Source organism: Budvicia aquatica DSM 5075 = ATCC 35567, assembly GCF_000427805.1.
In the GTDB taxonomy this organism is placed as follows: domain Bacteria; phylum Pseudomonadota; class Gammaproteobacteria; order Enterobacterales; family Enterobacteriaceae; genus Budvicia; species Budvicia aquatica.
In genome coordinates, this window is record NZ_ATYS01000001.1 from 115,241 (window position 1) to 135,850 (window position 20,610).

22 protein-coding genes are annotated in these 20,610 nt (G+C 43.7%); 11 read left to right on the top strand and 11 right to left on the bottom strand.

Features of this window, described 5'->3' with window-relative positions:
* Nucleotides 1–7: 7 nt before the first annotated feature.
* The 4 genes from qseC to eptA all read right to left on the bottom strand — a co-directional run bounded on the left by qseC (nt 8) and on the right by eptA (nt 4,172).
* Nucleotides 8–1,363, bottom strand: coding sequence for a quorum sensing histidine kinase QseC (qseC, locus tag YWE_RS0100495; RefSeq protein ID WP_029092754.1), 1,356 nt, complete (start codon nt 1,361–1,363; stop codon nt 8–10).
* A complete protein-coding gene (locus YWE_RS0100500; protein ID WP_029092755.1) occupies nt 1,360–2,022 on the bottom strand; it encodes a response regulator in 663 nt (220 codons plus the stop codon). The genes qseC and YWE_RS0100500 overlap by 4 nt, the downstream gene beginning before the upstream one ends.
* Nucleotides 2,023–2,145: 123 nt before the next feature.
* A complete protein-coding gene (locus YWE_RS0100505; RefSeq protein ID WP_036014595.1) occupies nt 2,146–2,517 on the bottom strand; it encodes a diacylglycerol kinase in 372 nt (123 codons plus the stop codon).
* Nucleotides 2,518–2,540: 23 nt separating this feature from the next.
* Nucleotides 2,541–4,172: a phosphoethanolamine transferase EptA gene (gene eptA, locus YWE_RS0100510; protein ID WP_029092757.1), complete on the bottom strand. Its 1,632-nt coding sequence runs from the start codon at nt 4,170–4,172 to the stop codon at nt 2,541–2,543.
* 330 nt (nt 4,173–4,502) lie between these two features.
* Here eptA and YWE_RS0100515 point away from each other — a divergent pair, with 330 nt between their 5' ends.
* Entirely contained in the window at nt 4,503–5,171 is a 669-nt protein-coding gene (locus YWE_RS0100515) for a TetR/AcrR family transcriptional regulator (protein ID WP_029092758.1), read from the top strand.
* Between the two features lie 70 nt (nt 5,172–5,241).
* Here YWE_RS0100515 and mntP read toward each other — a convergent pair whose 3' ends face one another.
* Nucleotides 5,242–5,817 carry a manganese efflux pump MntP gene (gene mntP, locus YWE_RS0100520; RefSeq protein ID WP_029092759.1) on the bottom strand — a complete coding sequence of 192 codons (576 nt, stop codon included), beginning with the start codon at nt 5,815–5,817 and terminating at the stop codon, nt 5,242–5,244.
* A 1,518-nt stretch (nt 5,818–7,335) separates the two neighbouring features.
* Here mntP and YWE_RS31790 point away from each other — a divergent pair.
* Nucleotides 7,336–7,611 (top strand): hypothetical protein, encoded by a 276-nt coding sequence (locus tag YWE_RS31790; protein WP_036014599.1) that lies wholly within the window; start codon nt 7,336–7,338, stop codon nt 7,609–7,611.
* 17 nt (nt 7,612–7,628) lie between these two features.
* On the opposite strand, the gene YWE_RS0100530 is transcribed toward YWE_RS31790, so the two are convergent.
* Both YWE_RS0100530 and dcuC read right to left on the bottom strand, forming a co-directional pair.
* Nucleotides 7,629–8,807, bottom strand: coding sequence for a sugar efflux transporter (locus tag YWE_RS0100530; protein ID WP_029092760.1), 1,179 nt, complete (start codon nt 8,805–8,807; stop codon nt 7,629–7,631).
* Nucleotides 8,808–9,008: 201 nt separating this feature from the next.
* A complete protein-coding gene (dcuC, locus tag YWE_RS26165) occupies nt 9,009–10,481 on the bottom strand; it encodes an anaerobic C4-dicarboxylate transporter DcuC (RefSeq protein ID WP_051323101.1) in 1,473 nt (490 codons plus the stop codon).
* A 469-nt stretch (nt 10,482–10,950) separates the two neighbouring features.
* Here dcuC and YWE_RS0100540 point away from each other — a divergent pair, with 469 nt between their 5' ends.
* The 4 genes from YWE_RS0100540 (at nt 10,951) to YWE_RS28855 (ending at nt 13,007) form a co-directional block, all read left to right on the top strand.
* On the top strand, nt 10,951–11,409 hold the full coding sequence (locus YWE_RS0100540; RefSeq protein ID WP_036014605.1) for a DUF6985 domain-containing protein: 459 nt from the start codon (nt 10,951–10,953) through the stop codon (nt 11,407–11,409).
* An 18-nt stretch (nt 11,410–11,427) separates the two neighbouring features.
* Complete coding sequence (locus tag YWE_RS0100545) at nt 11,428–11,778, top strand: hypothetical protein (RefSeq protein WP_029092762.1); 351 nt, start codon at nt 11,428–11,430, stop codon at nt 11,776–11,778.
* 86 nt (nt 11,779–11,864) lie between these two features.
* Nucleotides 11,865–12,302 (top strand): hypothetical protein, encoded by a 438-nt coding sequence (locus YWE_RS0100550; RefSeq protein WP_029092763.1) that lies wholly within the window; start codon nt 11,865–11,867, stop codon nt 12,300–12,302.
* 6 nt (nt 12,303–12,308) lie between these two features.
* Nucleotides 12,309–13,007, top strand: a complete 699-nt coding sequence (locus YWE_RS28855; protein ID WP_051323102.1) for a hypothetical protein — start codon at nt 12,309–12,311, stop codon at nt 13,005–13,007.
* On the opposite strand, the gene YWE_RS0100560 is transcribed toward YWE_RS28855, so the two are convergent.
* Nucleotides 13,004–13,933 (bottom strand): helix-turn-helix transcriptional regulator, encoded by a 930-nt coding sequence (locus YWE_RS0100560; RefSeq protein ID WP_029092764.1) that lies wholly within the window; start codon nt 13,931–13,933, stop codon nt 13,004–13,006. The genes YWE_RS28855 and YWE_RS0100560 overlap by 4 nt on opposite strands.
* A gap of 100 nt (nt 13,934–14,033) precedes the next feature.
* Between YWE_RS0100560 and YWE_RS0100565 the strand changes: the two genes are divergently transcribed.
* From YWE_RS0100565 to YWE_RS0100585, 5 genes are all read left to right on the top strand, one after another.
* Nucleotides 14,034–14,459: a pyridoxamine 5'-phosphate oxidase family protein gene (locus YWE_RS0100565; protein WP_211230980.1), complete on the top strand. Its 426-nt coding sequence runs from the start codon at nt 14,034–14,036 to the stop codon at nt 14,457–14,459.
* Nucleotides 14,460–14,690: 231 nt separating this feature from the next.
* A complete protein-coding gene (locus tag YWE_RS0100570) occupies nt 14,691–16,136 on the top strand; it encodes a Na+/H+ antiporter NhaC family protein (RefSeq protein ID WP_029092766.1) in 1,446 nt (481 codons plus the stop codon).
* A complete protein-coding gene (locus YWE_RS0100575; protein ID WP_051323104.1) occupies nt 16,136–16,477 on the top strand; it encodes a TIGR04076 family protein in 342 nt (113 codons plus the stop codon). Before YWE_RS0100570 ends, YWE_RS0100575 begins: the two co-directional genes overlap by 1 nt.
* Before the next feature lie 45 nt (nt 16,478–16,522).
* The gene (locus YWE_RS0100580; protein ID WP_029092768.1) at nt 16,523–17,569 is read left to right on the top strand and encodes an aldo/keto reductase; all 1,047 of its coding nucleotides are present in this window, start codon (nt 16,523–16,525) and stop codon (nt 17,567–17,569) included.
* A gap of 10 nt (nt 17,570–17,579) precedes the next feature.
* Nucleotides 17,580–18,086, top strand: a complete 507-nt coding sequence (locus YWE_RS0100585; protein ID WP_127526459.1) for a hypothetical protein — start codon at nt 17,580–17,582, stop codon at nt 18,084–18,086.
* 55 nt (nt 18,087–18,141) lie between these two features.
* Here YWE_RS0100585 and YWE_RS0100590 read toward each other — a convergent pair whose 3' ends face one another.
* The 3 genes from YWE_RS0100590 to YWE_RS0100605 form a co-directional block, all read right to left on the bottom strand.
* On the bottom strand, nt 18,142–18,576 hold the full coding sequence (locus YWE_RS0100590) for a DUF411 domain-containing protein (RefSeq protein WP_029092770.1): 435 nt from the start codon (nt 18,574–18,576) through the stop codon (nt 18,142–18,144).
* Nucleotides 18,577–18,647: 71 nt separating this feature from the next.
* Nucleotides 18,648–19,058: a hypothetical protein gene (locus YWE_RS0100595; protein WP_051323105.1), complete on the bottom strand. Its 411-nt coding sequence runs from the start codon at nt 19,056–19,058 to the stop codon at nt 18,648–18,650.
* A gap of 565 nt (nt 19,059–19,623) precedes the next feature.
* The gene (locus tag YWE_RS0100605) at nt 19,624–20,562 is read right to left on the bottom strand and encodes an ADP-ribosylglycohydrolase family protein (RefSeq protein ID WP_029092772.1); all 939 of its coding nucleotides are present in this window, start codon (nt 20,560–20,562) and stop codon (nt 19,624–19,626) included.
* Between the last annotated feature and the right edge of the window lie 48 nt (nt 20,563–20,610).

Here is a 20,610-nt window from a genome sequence, read left to right on the forward strand (position 1 = left end):
AAATAACCTATCGCTGATTAATCATAATAGTCGCGATAAAACCGCCGCCTTCACGATGATTAAAAGTGACCTGTAAGCCATGCAGATCTGCAATCTGTTTTGAAATAGAGATACCTAAACCACTGCCGGTTTTGATTTGTCCGGGCGGGCGGTAGAATCGTTCACCCAGCCGGGTCAACTGTTCTTGTGTAACGCCCGGGCCATTGTCTTCGACGGTAAAAGCATTATTGGACAAAGTGACCCGCACAAAGCCGCCTTTCTGAGTGTAGTGCAGCGCATTATCCACCAGATTGCGAATAAGCAGCGATAATAACAATGAGTTCCCCTGAGAGTCCGGCGGATTCCCCTGATAGTTAACCTGTAGATCAATATCATTTTTTTGCGCCAGAGTGAAAAACAGGGGCTGCATATCCTGAATGATACGCTGCCAGTTAACCGGCGTAGGGTCAGGAACTGACTCTTCAGCATCCAACTTTGACAGCGTTAACAGCTGATCGATCAGGCGGGAAGCCCGGTCAATGCCAATGGTCAGATTATCCAGCGCCCGAAGCTGAACCTCCGGTTTATTAATGGCTAACTGAGCAACCTGAGCCTGCACCCGAAGGGCGGCTAATGGGCTACGAAGTTCATGGGCTGCATCTGATACAAAACGTCTTTCTCGGCGAAGAAGATGGCCTATTCGGGCAAACAGGCTATTTAACGCATCAACAAACGGCAGCATCTCACTTGGTAATCGTTGACCATCGAGCGGGGTATCATCGTCCGGCGATCGATTTTTAAGCGCGCGGGACATCTGCTTTAACGGAGCCAGCTCGCGGTTAATAATAAGTACGATCATCAGTAATAAGATTGGCAGCAGGATAACCCACGGCGTAACGGCGTGGTCGGTCAAAATTTTGATGGTCAGCTTATTGCGATAAGTATTCTCTTGCCCGACGGCAATAACAAATTGCCCATCCTGCGATCTCAGCCATAGGGTGCGTAGTGCAGGATTCTCTTCAAACACGGGGCCATTGTCTAACTTAAGCCTGTCCTTTGAATAATTAAAGTCAAAATCGTCATTTTTGTTGCTGATTAATCTCTTACCATCGACGGTAAATATGGCAAAAGAGAAGATTTCTCTGGCCTGATTATATTGGCCATCTTTTAGCGATGTTTTATCGTTTTCCGGTAAAATCTTCAGCAGGTCGGTGAGATTCGAGCGTTCTAAACGCTGAGCAAACATAATCTGCTCACTGTCGAAAATAAGCCGCACGCGATGGCGGACTTTAACATAGGATATTGCAGAAGAGATTGCCCAGGCCAATACCAATAACAAGGTAAAAATCACCACCAGACGGGTGCGCAGGCTCCGGCTTATCATGCTTCTTCACCTAAAATATAACCGATACCGTAAATTGTGCGAATAAGGTGCTTACCTAACTTATGTCTTAGATTGTGGATATGAACTTCAACGGTATTACTGCTCACATCATCACTCCATGAATAAAGCTTTTCTTGAATAAATGATTTATTCAACACCCGATTTTGATTGAGCAAGAAGAGTTCCAGCAGCTTTATTTCACGAGAGGTTAATACCACCGGCATACCTTCTTTTGTAACGCTAAAGTTAGATGTATCAAACACAATATCTGAATACTGAATGATCGAGCTTAGTTGCCCGCTACGCCGGCGAATTAACGCCTGAAGGCGGGCCGCTACTTCTTCTAAGGCAAAAGGCTTGCATAAATAGTCATCGGCACCGAGCTGTAATCCAGACACTCGTTGAGACAATGCATCACGAGCGGTTAAGATTAACACCGGTTCATCACGCCCATTTTTTCGCCAGGTGCGCAAAATATCCATACCATCGATACCGGGCAGGCTTAAATCAAGAATTACCGCGTCGTAAGGCGCTGAATCAATCGCCTGCTGTCCAATCAGTCCATCAGTAAACCAGTCAATAGTAAAACCGAGTTCAGCCAAGCCCACGTGGATGCCGTCACCAATTAACATATCATCTTCAATTAAAAGAATTCGCATTGATAAAGCCCTTTACCGTGGTTAACCTGCTTATGCAGTAAATCAAATAAGGTGAGTAATAAAACCCGTAGGCAAGTATAACGGGTTTTACCGCGCATTAACGTAAACGCGTTAAGCCTGACTTTAGCAGAATTTAGGTAACGCAATAACGCCCCAAACTATGGCACTCATAAGCAGTGATACCAGTACTGCGGCAGAACCAATATCTTTAGCCCGGCCTGAGAGTTCATGACGTTCATAACCAATGCGATCGACTACCGCTTCAATGGCACTGTTAAGTAACTCAACAATGACCACTAATACTACTGACCCGATAAGCATGATACGTTCGAGAGAAGAGACATCCAGCCACAGTGCCAGTGTCGTAGCGACAATACACAATATGCTTTCTTGGCGAAATGCGGCTTCGTTTTGCCAAGCCGCTTTCAAACCGGCACAAGAGTAGCCGGTGGCATTAATCATTCGAGTGATGCCGGTTACCTGCTGCTTAATCATAACGTTTTCCTTGATATCCGCTGTTATTGACGACATGACCGGAACATATCTAATTCGGGTTTATATTGGTTGGTTTGGATATCGAATATGCCCAGAAGAGAGTGGAATAAATTGTCGTGGCTGAAGGTGTTTTGTTTAGCTTCTTTGCTCAGGCAGTCCTGATTGAGTTTCTGGCTGTTACGATAGTCGTCGGAGGTCCAGATCATCATAGGAACATGAGTCTGTTGTGACGGTGCGATAGCATAAGGCGCTCCGTGCAAATACATTCCATTCTCGCCCAATGATTCACCATGGTCAGATACATAAATCATTGAAGTAGCGAATTTATCGCTATTTTTTTCCAGCAGAGAAATGGTTTTATCCAATATGTAATCGGTATAAACAATGCTGTTATCGTAAGTATTAACCAGTTTTACCTTATCGCAGTCTTGAATCTGTTTAGTGTCACAGGTCGGATCAAATTTGCGCTGGGCAGCAGGGTAACGTTGATAATAGGTCGGGCCGTGGCTCCCCATTTGGTGAAGAACGATAATGCCATCGTTATCCAACTTTTGGATGTAGTCATCAAGCTTATCCAGCAGAATTTCATCTTTACAGGCTCCGTCACTACAAAACTCCGGCAGCATCAGTCTGGTTGAATTTTGGTTGGGAACCCGGTCGCAGGCGCCTTTACAGCCACTGTCATTATCCCGCCATAACACGCTGACGTTAGCGCGTTGTAAAATATCCAGTACGTTCTCCTGATGTTTAGCTTCAATTGCACTGTAGTCTTTACGCGTCATATTAGAGAACATGCAGGGCAGTGAAACAGCGGTTGCTGTGCCGCAAGAACTGACATTATCAAAGTAGGTCAGGTTGCTGCGCTTAGACAGCAGTGGATTGGTATCGCGCTGATAGCCACCTAATGAAAAATTCTCAGCCCTGGCGGTTTCTCCCAGCACCAGAATGACTAACGTTTTCTTCGGTTGGCCGGTGATTTTTTCACCTTTTTTGGCGTCCAGACCAATAGTCTCAAACGGCTTACGCGCTTCAATTCCATCAGAGATATTTTTAATCAGGCTGGCAACGGCATTGGAAGGAACCAGCATCTTCATCATATCTTTGTTATTGCGAAAGAACGGGGCGTAGTCACGATAGAAAAAGAAAGCAATAAAAACGATCGCCAGAGTGGAAGCTATAATATTTATTGCTTTAAATGTAATAAATTTTTTGATGCTTTGTGTTGGCGTTATTTGAGTTATGGCAACGATAATCGATGGAATAATGCCCAGGCATACAATCCACAGCACCATTTTTATTGAGACCAGATCCAGCGTTTCATTGAGGTTGGTCTGAAGAGCATTGTCGGTCATGTTGGCATCAATCACGATATTAAAACTGTACATAAAGTAATTGATTACCGCGCCGGTCAAAATAAAAATAATCGCCACGCTTTTGCGTAAGTAGGGCAACAGCAGCAGGCTAAAAATGACATTTAAACAGCAAAATAGTAACGCCAACATCGAAGCTGAAAATAGCAAGGCCCGGAGTGAATCGAAACCGACGATATCCCATCCCTTGGTTAAGAACCGGGTATTTTGAAACAGAGTAATGAACAGGGAGATACAGATAATAAATGTGGTATCACTACACTGTAGCCGGGATTTAATCTTCATACACATTCTCTACCTTGAAATTAACGCAACAAACTAATCGGATGATGTATAAAGTTAACCATTCAATTCTTAATCAATTATTAAGCGATTAATTTTTAATAACCAACTGATAATTAATGGTTATTTTTTGTGAGTGGAGGGCTAATGATGATAGGTCTGCATTTTGGCGGGGAATGTAATAAAAGAGATGACAGTTTCTATAAGTTGTTCAACTATGAAGAAATTAGGTAAAGAATAAATAATAATGAGATATTACGGGTTGATAGACGATGTAGCGTAATGTGATATTATCATTGGAATATTTAACCAATCAGTCATAGGGGCGAGAGTATGGAACGGGATAAACCAGTGATGCCACTCACTCAACTCAAAAAAAGAAAGTATAAGGTTTTAATACAGCATGCTTTAAGAATGTTTGAGGAGGGGGCATTCCCATCAGTGACTGAATTGGCACTTGAGGCAGAAGTCTCCAGAGCTACGGCGTATCGGTATTTTCCCACGCAGAGTGCGCTGATCTCGACCGTGGTTGATGAAATTCTAAAACCAATAATAGCTTGGGAACCGGAACAGACTGATGCTGAAGATCGGGTTGATGAGTTACTTAAATTCGCTTATCCACAGATGTTTAAGCATGAAGGCGCGCTACGGGCTGCGTTATTATTGTCATTACAGCAATGGGCTGAAAACCGTTCTCAAGAAATGAATGCTAAGCCGGGCGTAGTGGTCAATGAAAAGCTAATACGTGGTCACCGCAAACAAATTTTATCACTGGTCACTGAACCGCTAAAAGATCGGCTATCGGCAGAATTGCGTGAAAAGGTTATTCACTCTTTATCTTTAGTGTATGGCTCTGAAGTCTTTATGGTGTTCAAAGATATCTGGCAGCTAGATAATGATGAAGTGCAGTCTATTACTCAATGGATGGCTAAAGCGATTCTTAATCAGGCTAAAGCTGATACAGCAGCGGAAGCAGAAAACCGAGTAAATAAAAAGGGCTAACCGGGATTAAGGATTAGCCCTTTTTAGCTGAATATATGCCAAAGATATTGAGCCTTTGGCATTATTGAGATCAAGAGCCGCTCAGCCATCCAAGGTGCTCGGCTAAAATATTAAATCCAATGCCAATCAAAATCACCCCGCCAATAATTTCAGCGCGTTTACCCAAAATAGGGCCAATAAAGCGGCCTAACATCATGCCTAAAGTGGCCATGATCATGGTAGCCATGCCGATAGCCATCGCAGTATGAATAATATTGACCTGCAAGAAGGCTAAACCAACGCCGACGGCCAGGGCATCAAGGCTAGTGGCAACCGCGGTTGTGGCAAGTATCAGAAAGGAGTGACGATGTAACTTAGGCGCATCGGGTTCGGGTTGTTTTAAGCCTTCAATAATCATTCGGCAACCTAAAACAAACAGTAGGGTAAAGGCAACCCAATGGTCCCATTCCAGAATATACTGACTGGCCATCAGCCCCATAGCCCAACCAATAAGCGGGGTAATGGCTTCAATACAACCAAAAATAAGGCCGGTACGAAATGCTTCACGAAAATGTGGTTTATGTAGGATCGCGCCTTTCCCAATCGAGGCAGCAAACGCATCCATAGACATGCCAAAGGCAAGAATAAGAGTTGCAGAAAGATTCATTGTTGTAATATCTCCGGCCGGGATGATTCCATATACATGTATAAACACCTCCCAACCAATCGGGTGTTAAACATGTCTATGGTCTCGCCTACCAGATAGGTTGCCCGCACCACGTTGAATCAATCCGATTCATACGAGTATGTTGATACGAGCGCTTCTGTTGCAATAACAGAAACCGGCTACTCCCCAATGACCGGCGCATCTTACCACCAACGTATTAGATGACCAAGTGAAAAAAGACTTAAGAATCAATGCAATTGATAATTATTATCATCAACACAAAGACCGCTTGAATAACATGCTAACGGTACAAAATTTATTCAGCTGATAAATTCTTATTACCCAGGTCGACTTTTGGCGGTTTACTTACTAATTTCAATAGTATCGCTTTACCTAAGGTCACTATGCGGATATGCAGAGAGGGTATTTTGAATCAACTAACAAAGAAAGTAGCGATAGTGACCGGAGCATCAAGAGGGATAGGGGCTGCAATTGGCGGCTGGGTTAATGGACAGACAATGAGAGTAAATGGCGGAATCATTTGATTTTAATAAGCTTTATTGGATGTCATTAATATTTCTCTGTTTTTTTAATATTAATAGCATTCGTTTAGTGAATCTATTGTTCTTAATGCGTTGGTGAATTTTGTTATCAACAATGAGTAAATGTGGATGAGTATCAAATATAAAGTAATTTATATTTTTAATTTTTAGCCTACGTTTTGATCTTGGTCACAATTTGTTATATGAGGTTAAATTAATTATAAATGGCAACGGTATTGTCTTTATGTGTGGCAATACATTCGGGTTGGTGGTTAATTTTTTAGCAATTAATGTCTTTATCTTGCAATGGACAATTAAAGTTATTTGTTCTTATTTTTTCCAAAAAAGATATTATAAACTTCAGAGCAATAGGTAAGTTTAATTATTTAGGCTTAAAAAAAACGAATGGTAGTGATATATATCGCACAGGCCTTTCTGGGTGGCATTCAAATCTGTTATGTCGTGTTTACATGGTTTATAGGATCGAATACGATAATATTCAACGGATAAGTTATATTCATATAATGTGAATAGTTTCAATAGAAATAATTGCGCATTTACATATGATACCGTCTTTTGGGTAGTAGTTCTTTATTGTTAATAAACTGAAAAATATAAATTATATCTTGTAAATAACTTATGGTTACAAATGTTTTATTTTTAGCGAACAGTTTGTCGACACGGATATAATATATTCTGTAAGGTTTAATTAAGTAGGGATGCAGTTTTGATGACAGGGAGTGTAGCCTAATCATCTATTTTTGACTAACAACGCGTTGGTGTAACTGCATTTTATCCCTTCTTTCCAGGCACAATAAAGATCGCATGAATTACTGCATGTCGGTATTGCTGTATGCATTTTTACACCGTACTAATCTCATAATTTAAATCAAAAATACCGGTATATCCGGGGGTAATGAGAGGGTTTGCAACGCTTTATGGATTACCCTCTTTATTTAAGAAAGGAGATGAAATAATGAAAAAAGAAACGCCAATTTGTCACCACTGTGCCAGGCCTGAAGGGGTAAAAAAGCATGGAATTGGTAACACCGGTAATCAGCGTTATTTTTGTCGATTCTGCAAACGAACATTCCAAACGCGCTACATATATCGCGGTAATGAAGAGAATATGGCCATGCAAATTAAGAAGTTGTTATCGCAAGGTCATACCCCTGAGCAAATTAGTTCAGAGACTCAGGTACGCTTACAGACGGTTAACTATTATGCGGAAGAAATGGAGAGTGTCTGTTAGTAATATAGGCTGCTGTTTTAAGCCGGTTTAATCTTAAGCATGCAGAGAACAGCGACCAGACACATCAGCGCCGCAATATAGAAAACAGCATGATACTGCCATATCTCAGCCACCGCTCCTGCCATTGAACCACCAATGATCCAACCCACTCGAATCGTATTAGTAAACAGGGTGGTGGCTGAACCGGCTTGTCTGGGCATAAGATCCTGAAAATAAAGCATGCCGATACTAGCCAGAATGCCAATAAATATCGCATTCAATAGCTGTAGCGCCAGTAATAACCAAACCTGCGTAAATACCATCAAACCGATATAAAAGACTAATCCTGAAATAATAGCTAATGCCATCAGCGGCTGTTTACCAAAGCGTTTCGCATAATAACCGGCAATTAACATGACCGGAATTTCTAACCCGGCAGCGGCACCCATCATAATACCGACCAAATTTTTGGATAACTGCAACTCCTGAATTAAGTACAACGGCATATTAATGATGTACATGCCGTTGCAGGTCCACATCAGTGAACAAGCAATAAATAGCAGTAATGTATCGAGACGATTTTGCCTTGGTGACTCAACGGAGGCCGCTTCACTTACTGTTGTCTTCTGCATTGAAGGCAGTGCATACCAAACAACGGCGGCGCAAAGAACAAAGGTGGTCGCCGCCGCGATATACATGGTTTTAAACCCGTAACCTAAAGCTAAGGCAAATGCTAACGGTGGGCCGATAACCCAGGCTAGTGATATTTGAGTGCGCAAAACTGATGTGAACATCACCGCTTCACGACCTGTTTTATCAGCATGCTCTCTGGCTAAGGCAAATAGCTGGGGTGTTGCAGTAGAACCAAAGGTTGAAAGCACAACGCCGATAGTTAACAAAATGAAATAGTTACGATTGAAGGCGTACAGAACGCAACCTGCAGCACCGATCAGGCAGCACTGAATAATAAGGGTTTTTCGATCGCCAGAGCGGTCTGAATAGCTGGCAATCAACTGGCTGATAACAATGCCAATAACTGCGCTGCCGGTATAAAACAGCCCGACCATTAAAGGGCGAGTTTGTACTTCAGTGGTTAAAAATAGACTTAGCGTCGGTGTTTGGAGCGCTGAGGCAATACCGGTCAGAAAAGCGACTAACAAAAAAGCGAGCGCGGTAACATCGGCCATCTTCTTCAGTGAGGCAGGGATCATGTGCATATATTGCTAAAAGGCTATGTCAGTAGATAAGGGCGGTTAATCAGAAAATTATATGACGAGTGAACACTATTCACATCTGATTTATGTCCGGCGAGCTGATTTAAATGGATTACAGCTTGTGCTGAGGTTCTGAATAAAACAATCCCGCCGTTAATGAACATGGCGGGATTGTCTATTTAGAATGGGCTATTTCAGTGCAAATCAGGGTGTTACAGGGGCCCGCTGAGAGGACTGCTGTTGCTGAAGTTGCTCCGGCGTATATTCCGGAACCATAATATGTGACGCGATAATAACCACCAATAGGCCAACTATCATCGGTACAGATGTACGTTTCACAATTTCAAACGGCGATATTTTTGCCATGCCCGATGTGGCAACAATGACCCCGGAGACAGGTGACATGGAACGGCCTAAGTTAGATGCCTGTAACATTGGAATCACCAGGTAAGTCGGGTTAATGCCCATTTGATCGGCCAGCTTGGGAATAAATTCAACGAAGGCATAGAACGGCGCATTACCAGAACCGGTAGCAATCGCTGCCAGCATGGTTATTACAACCAGAACCAACATCATCACAATGGTTCCACCGCCGGAGGTTTCGGCTAAATGGATCAATCCGGTAATAAAACCGACGGTGTTCAGACCTTGAGCAAAAATGCCCGCTGCGACTAGCAGCATAACAACGGTGAAGAAAGCCTCTCCCATCGCTTTGTAGGCTGAATCTAAACCGTCAAAAACCTGTTTGGCCTTAAAGGAGCGGAGGAATTCAATCACCGCTGTCACCACCATACAGATAATGATGATAGTGATGATGTTTAGACTCGGGATAACTTTCTGAACGCCTTCTGCATCAGTTAACGGCAGGGGGATTTTGCCGGAAAAAATAAGTACGCCGATAATAGGCAGAAACGGCAGAATGGCATAGAACACCGGAACGCGCGTGACAATATGAGAAACGTCCAGCTTTTCACTGACGACTTGCTCTTTTTTATCCAAATAACGCTGCCAGAAGAAATGCGCCACGGCGATAGCTAAAATGGCAATAATTGAGATAGGCAAGGTTGTGTGGAATGCAAATTCAATCAGCTTCGGGCCGCCCATATTGGAGGCTTCTGCAGCAACAATAACGTCACCGGAGGTGGGTGACAAAATAATTGCGGCAGGCGATGCGCAAATGGCGGTTGCGGCACCCCGACTAATACCCACATTTACCATCACCGGAAACAGCGTTGCCATTAACAGTACGCCTAAGCCGGTTGCTGATGAAACCGCTAATGACATCAGACAGGCCACGAAATAGGCAGCAATCATCAGAACGTAGGGGGAGTTGATATATTTAAGCGGGTGAGAGGCCAGCTTAACCACCATATCATTAGCGCCAATATGAGACATATAAGCGGCAAAACCGCATAAAATCATGATCATCATACCGAGATCGGCTGCGCGGTTACTGAGCAATCCTTTTATATACTCAAATACGTCAAGCAGTAAAAAACCGGTTGAGTCTTTAGGTGCGATAATAGGGCGACCAAGGCTGATACTGATCAGCAGCAGGGCAATACCGCCTATCATCAGAACGCCGGTGGCTGAATAGCCTTTCATAATGTAATAGCCAACGGCCACCGCGACAATTGCACCGATCAATAAATTGACGGTATAAGGAACTTCCACCATATCTGACTATCTCCACAATAGGGCTGCTCAAAAAAATTGTGAGCACAATAAACTCATCAAGAGTAAAAAAACGATGTGCACTATACATTTTTAGTAAAAATGTTTCATTTAATGATTTTTGTTAGCTAATTAGTCTGTGTTTTTCTGTCACATTAGAGATGCGAGTCTACTTTGACGATTAAGCAAAAAATAAAGGTGAATCTTTTTGTACTTAATCCAGCGTTATTCACTTTTTGCATCGCCAAGACTCAGTAGGCGATCTTTACCAATAGCGATTAAGGTGTGATAAAGGTAGTTATAATCTGAGCCGGATTCATTTTTAGCTATTGCTATGGCAAAACAGCAGCTGGGGTATGATGGTGATTGAATACAATATTGTTCAGTAGTCTGGTTACGGCGCTATTTCATCGCATATGTTATGGCATCATGTGTTAAAAATAGTTGATACATCTATACCAAGGAATACTTTATGAAACAGTTAATTAAAGATGTTACCACCAGTGATGAATGGCCAATGCTTGAGGGCGAGTGTTTCTTCTCACTGTTTGACCGTTATATTGAGTTTTATACTGATGATTACGCAGACCTTGCTTACGCCACTCGCTGTATTGAATATCTGAATAATCTGGATGACGCAGTTATTGATGAGCTTTGTCGGGCCAGTATCCGTTACCACAATGCATCCGAACCCGTTGAATTTAGCAACCCTAGAGATGTACTGACGCTGATAACGCCGTGTTCGTTGATGGTGCCAAACCCGGAAAATGGTGATGAACCGGTAATTCATTTAGAACTGAATTGCAGTTGGGAAGTTGAACACGGTATGGAATGGCTTATCCGTGGCGATGAGGTGCTGTATGTCGGTCATTTTACCAGCGTTGACTGTTGGGGTAATTATCAGGTTAAAGATCGATGGAATTATGCTTAATGATTAAAAGGATAAGAGATGAAAGCGGGTTACACCAATGATATTGCCAGCTTGGTTACGCACAACTTGGATCAGATAGATCCTGATTTAACCGTTGAAGTTAATCTGGCCGATCTGGTTTACGTTTATCAGACGCTGAATGAATATATGCGTTTTTTCCACCAACCGGAGCATTATCCGCATATTCAGAGCGTTGAACGTTTTTTGGGCAGCATTAAGCAACCCGCTGGATTTAGCGTGCTGAGTACCGCTTTGTATCAAAAAATGGCACCGATGATGCCGGAAAAAATTAACCACATGTTTGATGATTCGGTATTTGATAGCGAAGAATACCCTTGGTATTACTTGCCTGAAGAGCATCAAAAATAGTCGTGAGTTAGCGCAATTTATTGAGAGAGATAAGCCATATTTGAGCGCGGCCGGTTAATCAGTTTCACGGGAAGATAAGGTTTAGTATGTATATTTTATATCGCAAAGTTTCTGATTATGATGGCCCCAGCCTGTTTTTAGGGCTATTTGACGCTCAAGACCAGGCTGAGCGACAGCGGTTACAATATCGTTTAGTGTTAGAAAAGCAGGATCCGTGGCAGAGCCAAAGTTATCGTGAGGTTGACCTTGGTAATGACTTAATCATTATGCCGATTGAAGGTGAGTGCGCCGATCGGCAAAAGGTCTATTTGATCTCTTGTTATTCTGAAGGTTTCGGCCAGATTATCCGAGAGTTTCAGCGGGTTTGTGGTGATAGGGCTCAGGCTGAAGCAATAGCCAAAAAGCTTGAGGATGACGATGAGTCATCGTTTCCTAACTGGGCGTTGATTGATGAAGTGATGGTTAATCAGTTTGTGGTGCCGGATTATAATAAGTGGCGGGATGGTAGTTATGACGGCGAGTAAATTGAGATGCTGACATTTCCATTTTCACGTGAAAAACATTGCCGAGACGTACTGACGAATTATCTTGGTTTTATTTATCAGGGGTATGACAGCGTCGTCCAGTGGCTGGAATATGCCGAAAAGCTTCCGCTGGATAATCATATTTGGCCCAGAGAGATGGATATTCCTTCAGTTGGGCAAGTTCGAATGGTTTTGGTCGAAAAACCATTTAATCAACAGCTTAATGGCGAATTCTGGACTTTGTTTCAGCCGGGATATTCCTGTCTTAACGGTTGGGAAGATTATCCACAGGAAATAATTTCATCTGCTTTTATTCACTGTCAGTTTGTTTCATCCATCAGCGTGGCAGAACGCTGTGCGTGGATAGAAGTCAAAGTGATGGATGTTATTCCCTTAGCTAAGGTTGAACAAGCTATAGCGCCGGAGCATGAGGTAGGGTGTTTTTTAGATAAACTGTATTGTTTTGATGATAGTCATATTATTCAATATCAAGATTGGCTCTACTATTATGGCAACGATCAAAGCAATTTGGGCAATTGGCTGTTGATTCAACTAATTAGTCATCAGGCTCATTTGATCGCTTTCGGTGAATGGGATTTTGATCGGAGGACTGCTTATATCGGCAACCTGATTTTATCTCCGTTAACCTGTGACACATTACTCAGCCGGTGTAATCGCACGGACCTTATAGGACTAACAACCTAGCCATAAACCTTCATCATTCGCTCAATCCTTTGTATAAGGCCTTGTCTGATATGTTCTGGCTCTAAACATTCACAGCGTTCGCCAAAGCTCATTAACATCTGATAGCCCGGTTCATCGTCAACAAACTCTAATTCAACCAGCAGCCTATGTTCGTCATAAGAGGTGATATTCTCCTCACTGCAACGTTCGGCAATTTGTTCTCTGAGAGAATTATCAATTAACAGCTTTATGGTGATTATTCTCGATGCTATCCAACAAGAATCATCCATCAGTTTTGAGTTAAACGGGCGCGGGGTAAAGGTGTTATTCAGCACTTCAAGTGCAGAGATTCGATATAGCTTAAAAATACGAAAATCCTGCCGCTTGGTGCAGTAACCCTGTATATACCAGTGACCTTCTTTTAACACTAACTGGTAGGGTTCTATAGTGCGAACGGTTCTTTTTCCGTTACTGTCTGAGTAATTAAAAGACAGGCAGTTGCTGGCGTTGAGCGCTGATTTTATCTTCTCAAGATTAGGGGATAGGTTCTTATTACCGGCCCAACTGGTCAGGTCGATAAATATCTGGTTGGATTTAAGATCGATATCCTTACGCTGTTTATCGGGAATAAGGCCTTTAACTTTGGCTAAGGTGCCGACAATTTCATTCGGTAACAGGGTGGAAGACAAGCTACCGAGGCCAATAAGCAGCGTGGCTATATCGTCGGGATTAAACAGCTTTTTATCCACTTTATATTGGCTCATGATACTGATGCCGCCGTGTATACCGGGGTACGCAGTTATCGGAATTCCAGCCCGGCTAAGGGTTTCTACATCGCGATAAATAGTGCGAGGGGTCACTTCAAACATTTCAGCCAGCCTGGTTGCGCTGACTTTATCATGCTCAAGTAAAACCATAATCAGCGATATCAATCGATCAATTTTCACTCGCCGTTAACCCTTATTTTTAAGTTGAAACTAAACCCTGACATACAGCTGTCAAGGTTAGCATGTAATACTCGGTTCAAGTCAACCAAACAGGAGAGTGATGATGGAATTTTTAGCCGATTTTAACCGTATTATGGAAAAGCAAAGCGAGATAGCGCTGGCCAGCTGTGTAGATAACCAACCTAACGTTCGGATTGTTAATTTTGTTTATCACCCTGACAACAAAGGCGTCGTGTACTTTGCCACCTTTAGGGGCAATCCTAAAACCAAAGAGTTTGCGCTTAATCCTCAAGCGGCATTGAGCACCGTTCCGCTGGGAACTAATGAACACGTGCGGATTCAGCAATCAACGGTCAGGATTAGTGAGTTAACCGTTTATGATCTGAAAGACGCTTTTGTGGCTAAAGTTCCTGATTACGCCTCGATTATTGAACAGGCGGGTAATGAACTGGATCTGTATGAGATTCACTTTAAGCAGGCTACGGTGACCATTGATTATACGCGTTCAGGCAGCGTGAGTTTTTAACTTACCGGACGTGTGGCTGAAACGTTAGTAACAGTTTGATAATCTGCGCGTTAACCAAAGGGACTTTATCTATAGAATTCCGAGATATTAGCTGATTTGTTCAAACATCGCGGCTGATTCCGGTTAACGCGTTATTCTTTTATTTGGCATCAGATTGCGGTTTGAATGTGACGGTAGTTCAGTTAAGGTAAGCCAACGTTTTTTTTCGTATTGGTTACATGGAGCTTACCTTTGTCTTCTTCTCGAATTCGATTCTACGGTGGCGCAGGAATGGTGTTAATTCCGGCCATCGTTTTTCTTATTGTCGCGGTTTATCTGTTTATTTTTCAGAAAGCTTTCGATATGACCGGATTAGCCATGGGTGGCTTTTTAGGCGTAGTAGCGGGATCGTTCTTAGCTAAAAACTCGGTAGATTACTGGAACGGTGCCATTTCAGGCATTGCTACGCCGCTAACCGGCGTTCTGGTGTGTATTTTAGTATTAGCTGGTATTTTCTCTACCATGATGAAAACCGGCGGCGTTGCTGATGGTTTTGTCTGGCTGGGCGCAGAAACCGGTATTACCGGTGCACTGTTCTGTACTTTTACCTTTATTGCTACCGCGATTATTGCCACCGCCACCGGTACGTCGATCGGTACCATTTTTGCTGCCGTTCCGGTATTTTTTGCCGCCGGCGTTCAGCTTGGCGGCGATCCGGCCATGCTGGCCGGCGCTATTTTAAGCGGGGCAATTTTTGGTGACAACCTAGCGCCGGTTTCGGATGTAACGGTCATCTCCGCCAGTACCCAAACCTATATTCAAGATGGGGAAACGGCAGAGGTGGGCGGCGTAGTCGTTTCCCGTTCACCTTATGCGTTACTGGCCGCGGCGCTGACTATTCCTTTCTATATGCTGTTTGGTGGCGGTGGCGATATTAATATGGCACTGGCCGACAGTGCTTCGCCGACCGGTCTGGTGATGTTACTGCCAGTGATCATTCTGGTAGGTATCGCTATTTATACCAAGAATATATTTCTGGCGCTGATTGGTGGAATTATTTCCGGCATTTTGATCGGGCTGGCAAGCGGGCGTTTAGTTTTAGATCAAGTGCTATCTGTGCAGGACGGTCATTTACAGGGCATTCTTTATGGCGGTATCAATGATATGGCCGGAACCATCATGCTGTGTCTGTCTCTGTTTGCCGTCATTGGCATTCTGGATAAGAGCGGCGCGATGGAAGCCATGACCACCAAGCTGTTACAAGGTGATAAGCCGTTAACTCCGCGCAAAGCTGAGGCCCTATTAGCCGCAGGTGCTTTTGTGTGTTCCACCGTGTTTGCCGGCGTAACCAGCGCTGCGCTTATCCTGTTCGGGCCGATTGGCGATAAAGTGGGTAAAAGCGCTCAGCTTCATCCGTTCCGTCGTTCGCATATTATGAGTGCAATGGCCAACAGTATCCCGGTGATTCTTCCTTTCAGCGCCTTTGTGTTTGTGGTGATGATTGCGGTAAAAAATCAAGCGTCCGGTGATGTAATTACGCCATTTACCCTATTTTTCAGTGCCGTCTATCCTTGGGCGCTGTTTGTGGTGTTCAGCGGCAGTATTATTACCGGATGGGGACGCCGTTTTGAAGGTCGCAGCCGCGTTCCTGAGAAAACCCTGCAAAATATTGAGATACCAGAACAGGATAATGCCTGATGAATGATAGCTTTGAACTGTACGATTTACGCGTTGAAGTGGTGCCCGGTGATAAACCCTATGTGTGTTCTCATCATACCGGGCAGGGCTTTGACGTTGAGGGCGAGAATTTGATTTTTCCTGAAGGCGGGCGCTTCTCGCTTTATTCTTTGTCGGCATTATTACCCTTGTTACCGGCTAAACAGCGTATGACTCACGCTAATGACTGGATGACCACCGACGGATTAATCGCCTGTCCGGATCCTTACTGCGGTGCGCTGTTTAAAATCACCCGGACCGGAATCCGCACCTTTAAACACAGCGATTGTACTGTAGTACCGCTTAATCCGGCGGCAAAATAAACACAGATAAAATAGAGAATAAAAGAACCAACAGGAATCAAGACAATGACTGATAAACAAATTGCACTGACACCCGATTATAGCGCCTGCCGGATTATTAACGGCGGATGGCAGCTTTCTGAAGGACATAAACTACAGGGTACGCTGGATTTTGACCCGGTGCTTAAGGCATTCCATCAGCTGGCCGATCGTGGATTTAATACCTTTGACTGCGCAGATATTTACACCGGGGTTGAAGACCTGATTGGTAAATTTATTGCTGAGCGCCGTAAAAATAGCGGTAAAGATGACGTTAAGGTTCATACCAAGTTTGTCCCTGACTTATCGATGTTAGACCAGGTGGATTATGACTACGTTGAGCGCATCATTATCCGCAGTTTAAAGCGCTTGAATAAGGAGCGTTTGGATCTGGTTCAGTTTCACTGGTGGGATTACGCCATTCCCGGCTGTATCGATATTGCCGGTCATTTGGTTCGCCTACAGGAGAAAGGGCTGATCGATAACTTAGGCACCACTAACTTCGATACTGAACACCTACAGCAGTTAGTTGATGCAGGATACCCGTTAGTCAGCAACCAGACCCAGTATTCAGTGCTGGATCGTCGCCCTGAGCGGGCAATGGTCGACTTCTGCCTGCGTAATAATGTGAAACTTTTATGCTACGGCTCTTTGGCCGGTGGCTTCCTGTCAGAGTCATGGCTGGGCAAAGCGGCACCGGAAAAGCTGGATAACCGCTCACTGGTTAAATATCGGTTGGTCATTGATGATTCCGTTGGTTGGGATGGCTACCAGCAGCTACTGATGTTGATGAAGCAGATTGGTGAGCAGCGCGGTTGCTCGCTGTCTAACGTCGCAGTTCATTATGTATTGAACAAACAGGCGGTGGCTTCGGCGATTGTTGGTACCCGCAGTGAGCGTCATATTCAGTCTAATGAGAAGGTGTTCTCTACCCAGTTATTGGCTGAAGATATTCAGCGGATTGATGATTTCCTTAATCAGCACGCTATTCCTGCGGGCGAACCGTTCGGGCTGGAGCGAGAAGAGGGCAATAAGCATCGTAATATTATGAAAATGAACCTGAACGATGAGTAGAGCTCCCTTTATGAGCCAAGGCAAACTTGAATTGCACAGCAGCGTGGACGACGATGGTTTCGTCGCGCTGGTCTGTCCAGACACATATTCCGGCTACATTAGTGACGATTGGACACTTGAACAGATACTTGCTCGATTCACCGAGCAGATGAACGCAGGTGCACTCTTTACTGCCTATCCAGGCCCGAATCTAGCTAACGCATCCCTTCGTATTTCTGATACCCCTTCAAAGGTTGCCGCGCAGCGAGAGGCGTCAGGGCTAGTTCGAGTTGGCTCGGGGGGGCTTTGGCTGACTGACTACACTCAGTTGACCATGGCAGCCCAGTTTAGTGATGAAGCGCCGCAAGTTGACCGTCACGTCCGATTGCCCGCCCTCCCAGGGATATATCGAGTAACGCTGCGACAATTCGCATCCTCATACGACGATGAACTCAAGCTGGTCGTGGAATTAATTATTGAACCCATGGAGATCGGTCAGAGCTACCCCAAACTCGAGGCCGTTCCTTGGTTCGAATAGACACGGTCTAATCAGCGCGAAACATATTGTTTCACGCTGATTGTCGGATAAATTTTTAATGTGAACTATAAACCGTACGCTTATCCTGCGCATCAAAGGTCATCACTGAATAGGCCTCTTTCTCATCACCTTGCTCCATGCCCGGGCTACCGACAGGCATTCCCGGCGTGCTTAGCCCGATAATATTCGGGCGTTCTTTTAACAGGCGCTTAATATCATCAGCCGGAACGTGGCCTTCAATGACATAGCCATCAACCAGTGCCGTATGGCAGGACATATATTCCATTGGAATTTTATGGTCCTGCTTGATTTTATAGAACTCGCGGTCGTTGTTGATCATCACGGTATCAACGGTAAAACCGCTGTCTTCCATTTTTTTCGCCCATTGAGAACAGCAGCCGCAGGTCGGGGATTTATACATAGTAATAGTTGTTGCCAACGCAGAGGTTGAAGTGAATAACAGCACCAGTGCGAATAAATTAAATTTCATCGTTATCTCCAAATAGTAAACACATTAATAACGCCAAACGGCGGCGTTTAAACAAAGTGAAGTACCCGGATCTACTCTCGGAAACGGCAAAAACGAATTTCAGCCGCAATTTCCTGTATTGGCGGTGTAAGACAATGAAACGATGAGTTTTTAGCCAGCTCAACCCCATAGGCCAGTGGTAGTGAGGTTTCGGGAATAAGTGCGACAAACGCATGGTTGCCGGTATCCGCCTGAGTTGCTTCGGGTAAGCAGTGCTTTTCACACAGCGGACCGGGTATTTCAGCACTAAGGTTAATTGAGGCGGGTTGTATATGTTGAGTGTGTAAAGCCTGGGCTGGGGCACTTGGGTCAGCCATTCGGCAATCGTGGCTGGCAACGGCAAATTGAGCATTCAGCAGCAACCAACAGATCGCCAGTATCCATACGCCGGTATGTTTACTTAAACGATGTATCAACCGGAGTAGTGAATGATTTTTAACCATATTACCGTTGATGTTATAAGGATATGGCCTGAAGGATACAATGGTTCAACAGGTATAATCTAGGCTTATTTTTTCACTAATTATAAAGAGTTATAAATATTCTGATGACTGATAATCAGTCTCGGACGCTAAGCTATTGTTTGAACAGTAACATCGGTTATTTTTCTTGGTGGTTGTCTCAAGATATCATTTATTTTTACATTTTATCATATAAGCAACCCTTTAATTTAAAAAATATATTTCCAATCATCGTGCTATTTCGTTTTTCGGATAACAGGAATAATTGAAATTAGATTATCTTGTTTAATATTCGATGCTGATAAAAAACGTTTACTTTTTAAGTGATATTTCAGATGGCATTGTCTGTATATAAGCATGGAAGATACCGTTAATCAGGCGAGAACTAAAAATATCGCCGAATTAAAAACCGGCGTAGAAGGGCAAATCAATAAAAATCTCAACGTTTGGGGTCAAAGTGATGTTCTGATAACCTCAGCTTCACTCAGTTAATCATGCGGCTCCTTTAAGGAGTCGTATTTAATAGATAATGGCTAATACAATTAACTTAAACGAGTAGTTCCTCAACTAACGCCTTACCTGCCAACAGATCAACCCAAGGCTGGGGTATCGCATCATAACCGTAATATAATCCGGCTATTCCACCCGCGATGGCGGCAGTCGTATCGGTGTCGTCGCCCAGCAAAATTGAGTTAATGATAGCGTCACGATAGTTATCCGTATTCAATAATACGTCCCGTACGCTTCTTAATGAGTCGATAACATAACCTCCGCCTTTACCGGTTAACGCGTAATCTAACGGTCGAACACGTTCTTCCAACTGATAGAGGAAATCGTCCCGCGACTGATAGTGTTCAGTCAGGGTATTAACTGCGTGTTCATAGGCGTGCTTTATCGATAGTCCATTGATAATACTGCTAACCCATAGGCTATAAAGAGCACAGCAAATTTGAGGAACTGCATCACCGTGAGTAATTAATGACTGTTGATGAGAATAGTCGATCAACTGTTGGTTTGAATATTCCGAATGCAGGCCAACGGGCAGTACCCTCATTAATGAACCATTTCCTCGACCATTTTCGACAACCAGCCCTGAGGTATAGGGATTTTTACTGAGTTTATATTCATGCAGTGAACGGGAGGTTTGTATTCCAACGTCGAAAACACGATGGTTAATGGCCATATAGCCCCGATCGTACCAAGCAACAAAGCGATCGGCGATATCATAAATATCGAATTTTCCACAGGCCTTTAAGCTGGCAAACAGACAGAGCATCTGTGCGCCGTCATCAGACCATGTACCCGGAAGTTCTCCCGCATGAGAACGCTGAAAGTTTTTCGGCGGCACCATATCAATAGTGTCGAGCTTAGCTAATGTTTTAGCATCATTAAACTCATAGGGAACACCAACGGCATCTCCGATTAACAGTCCGTAAAGTGCGCTTTTGATTTGATATTGGCTAGTGCCTATCGATCTATTTTCCACAGTAACGTTCCTTGTTCAATAAGTGACAAGATAAACATATCAGGAAGT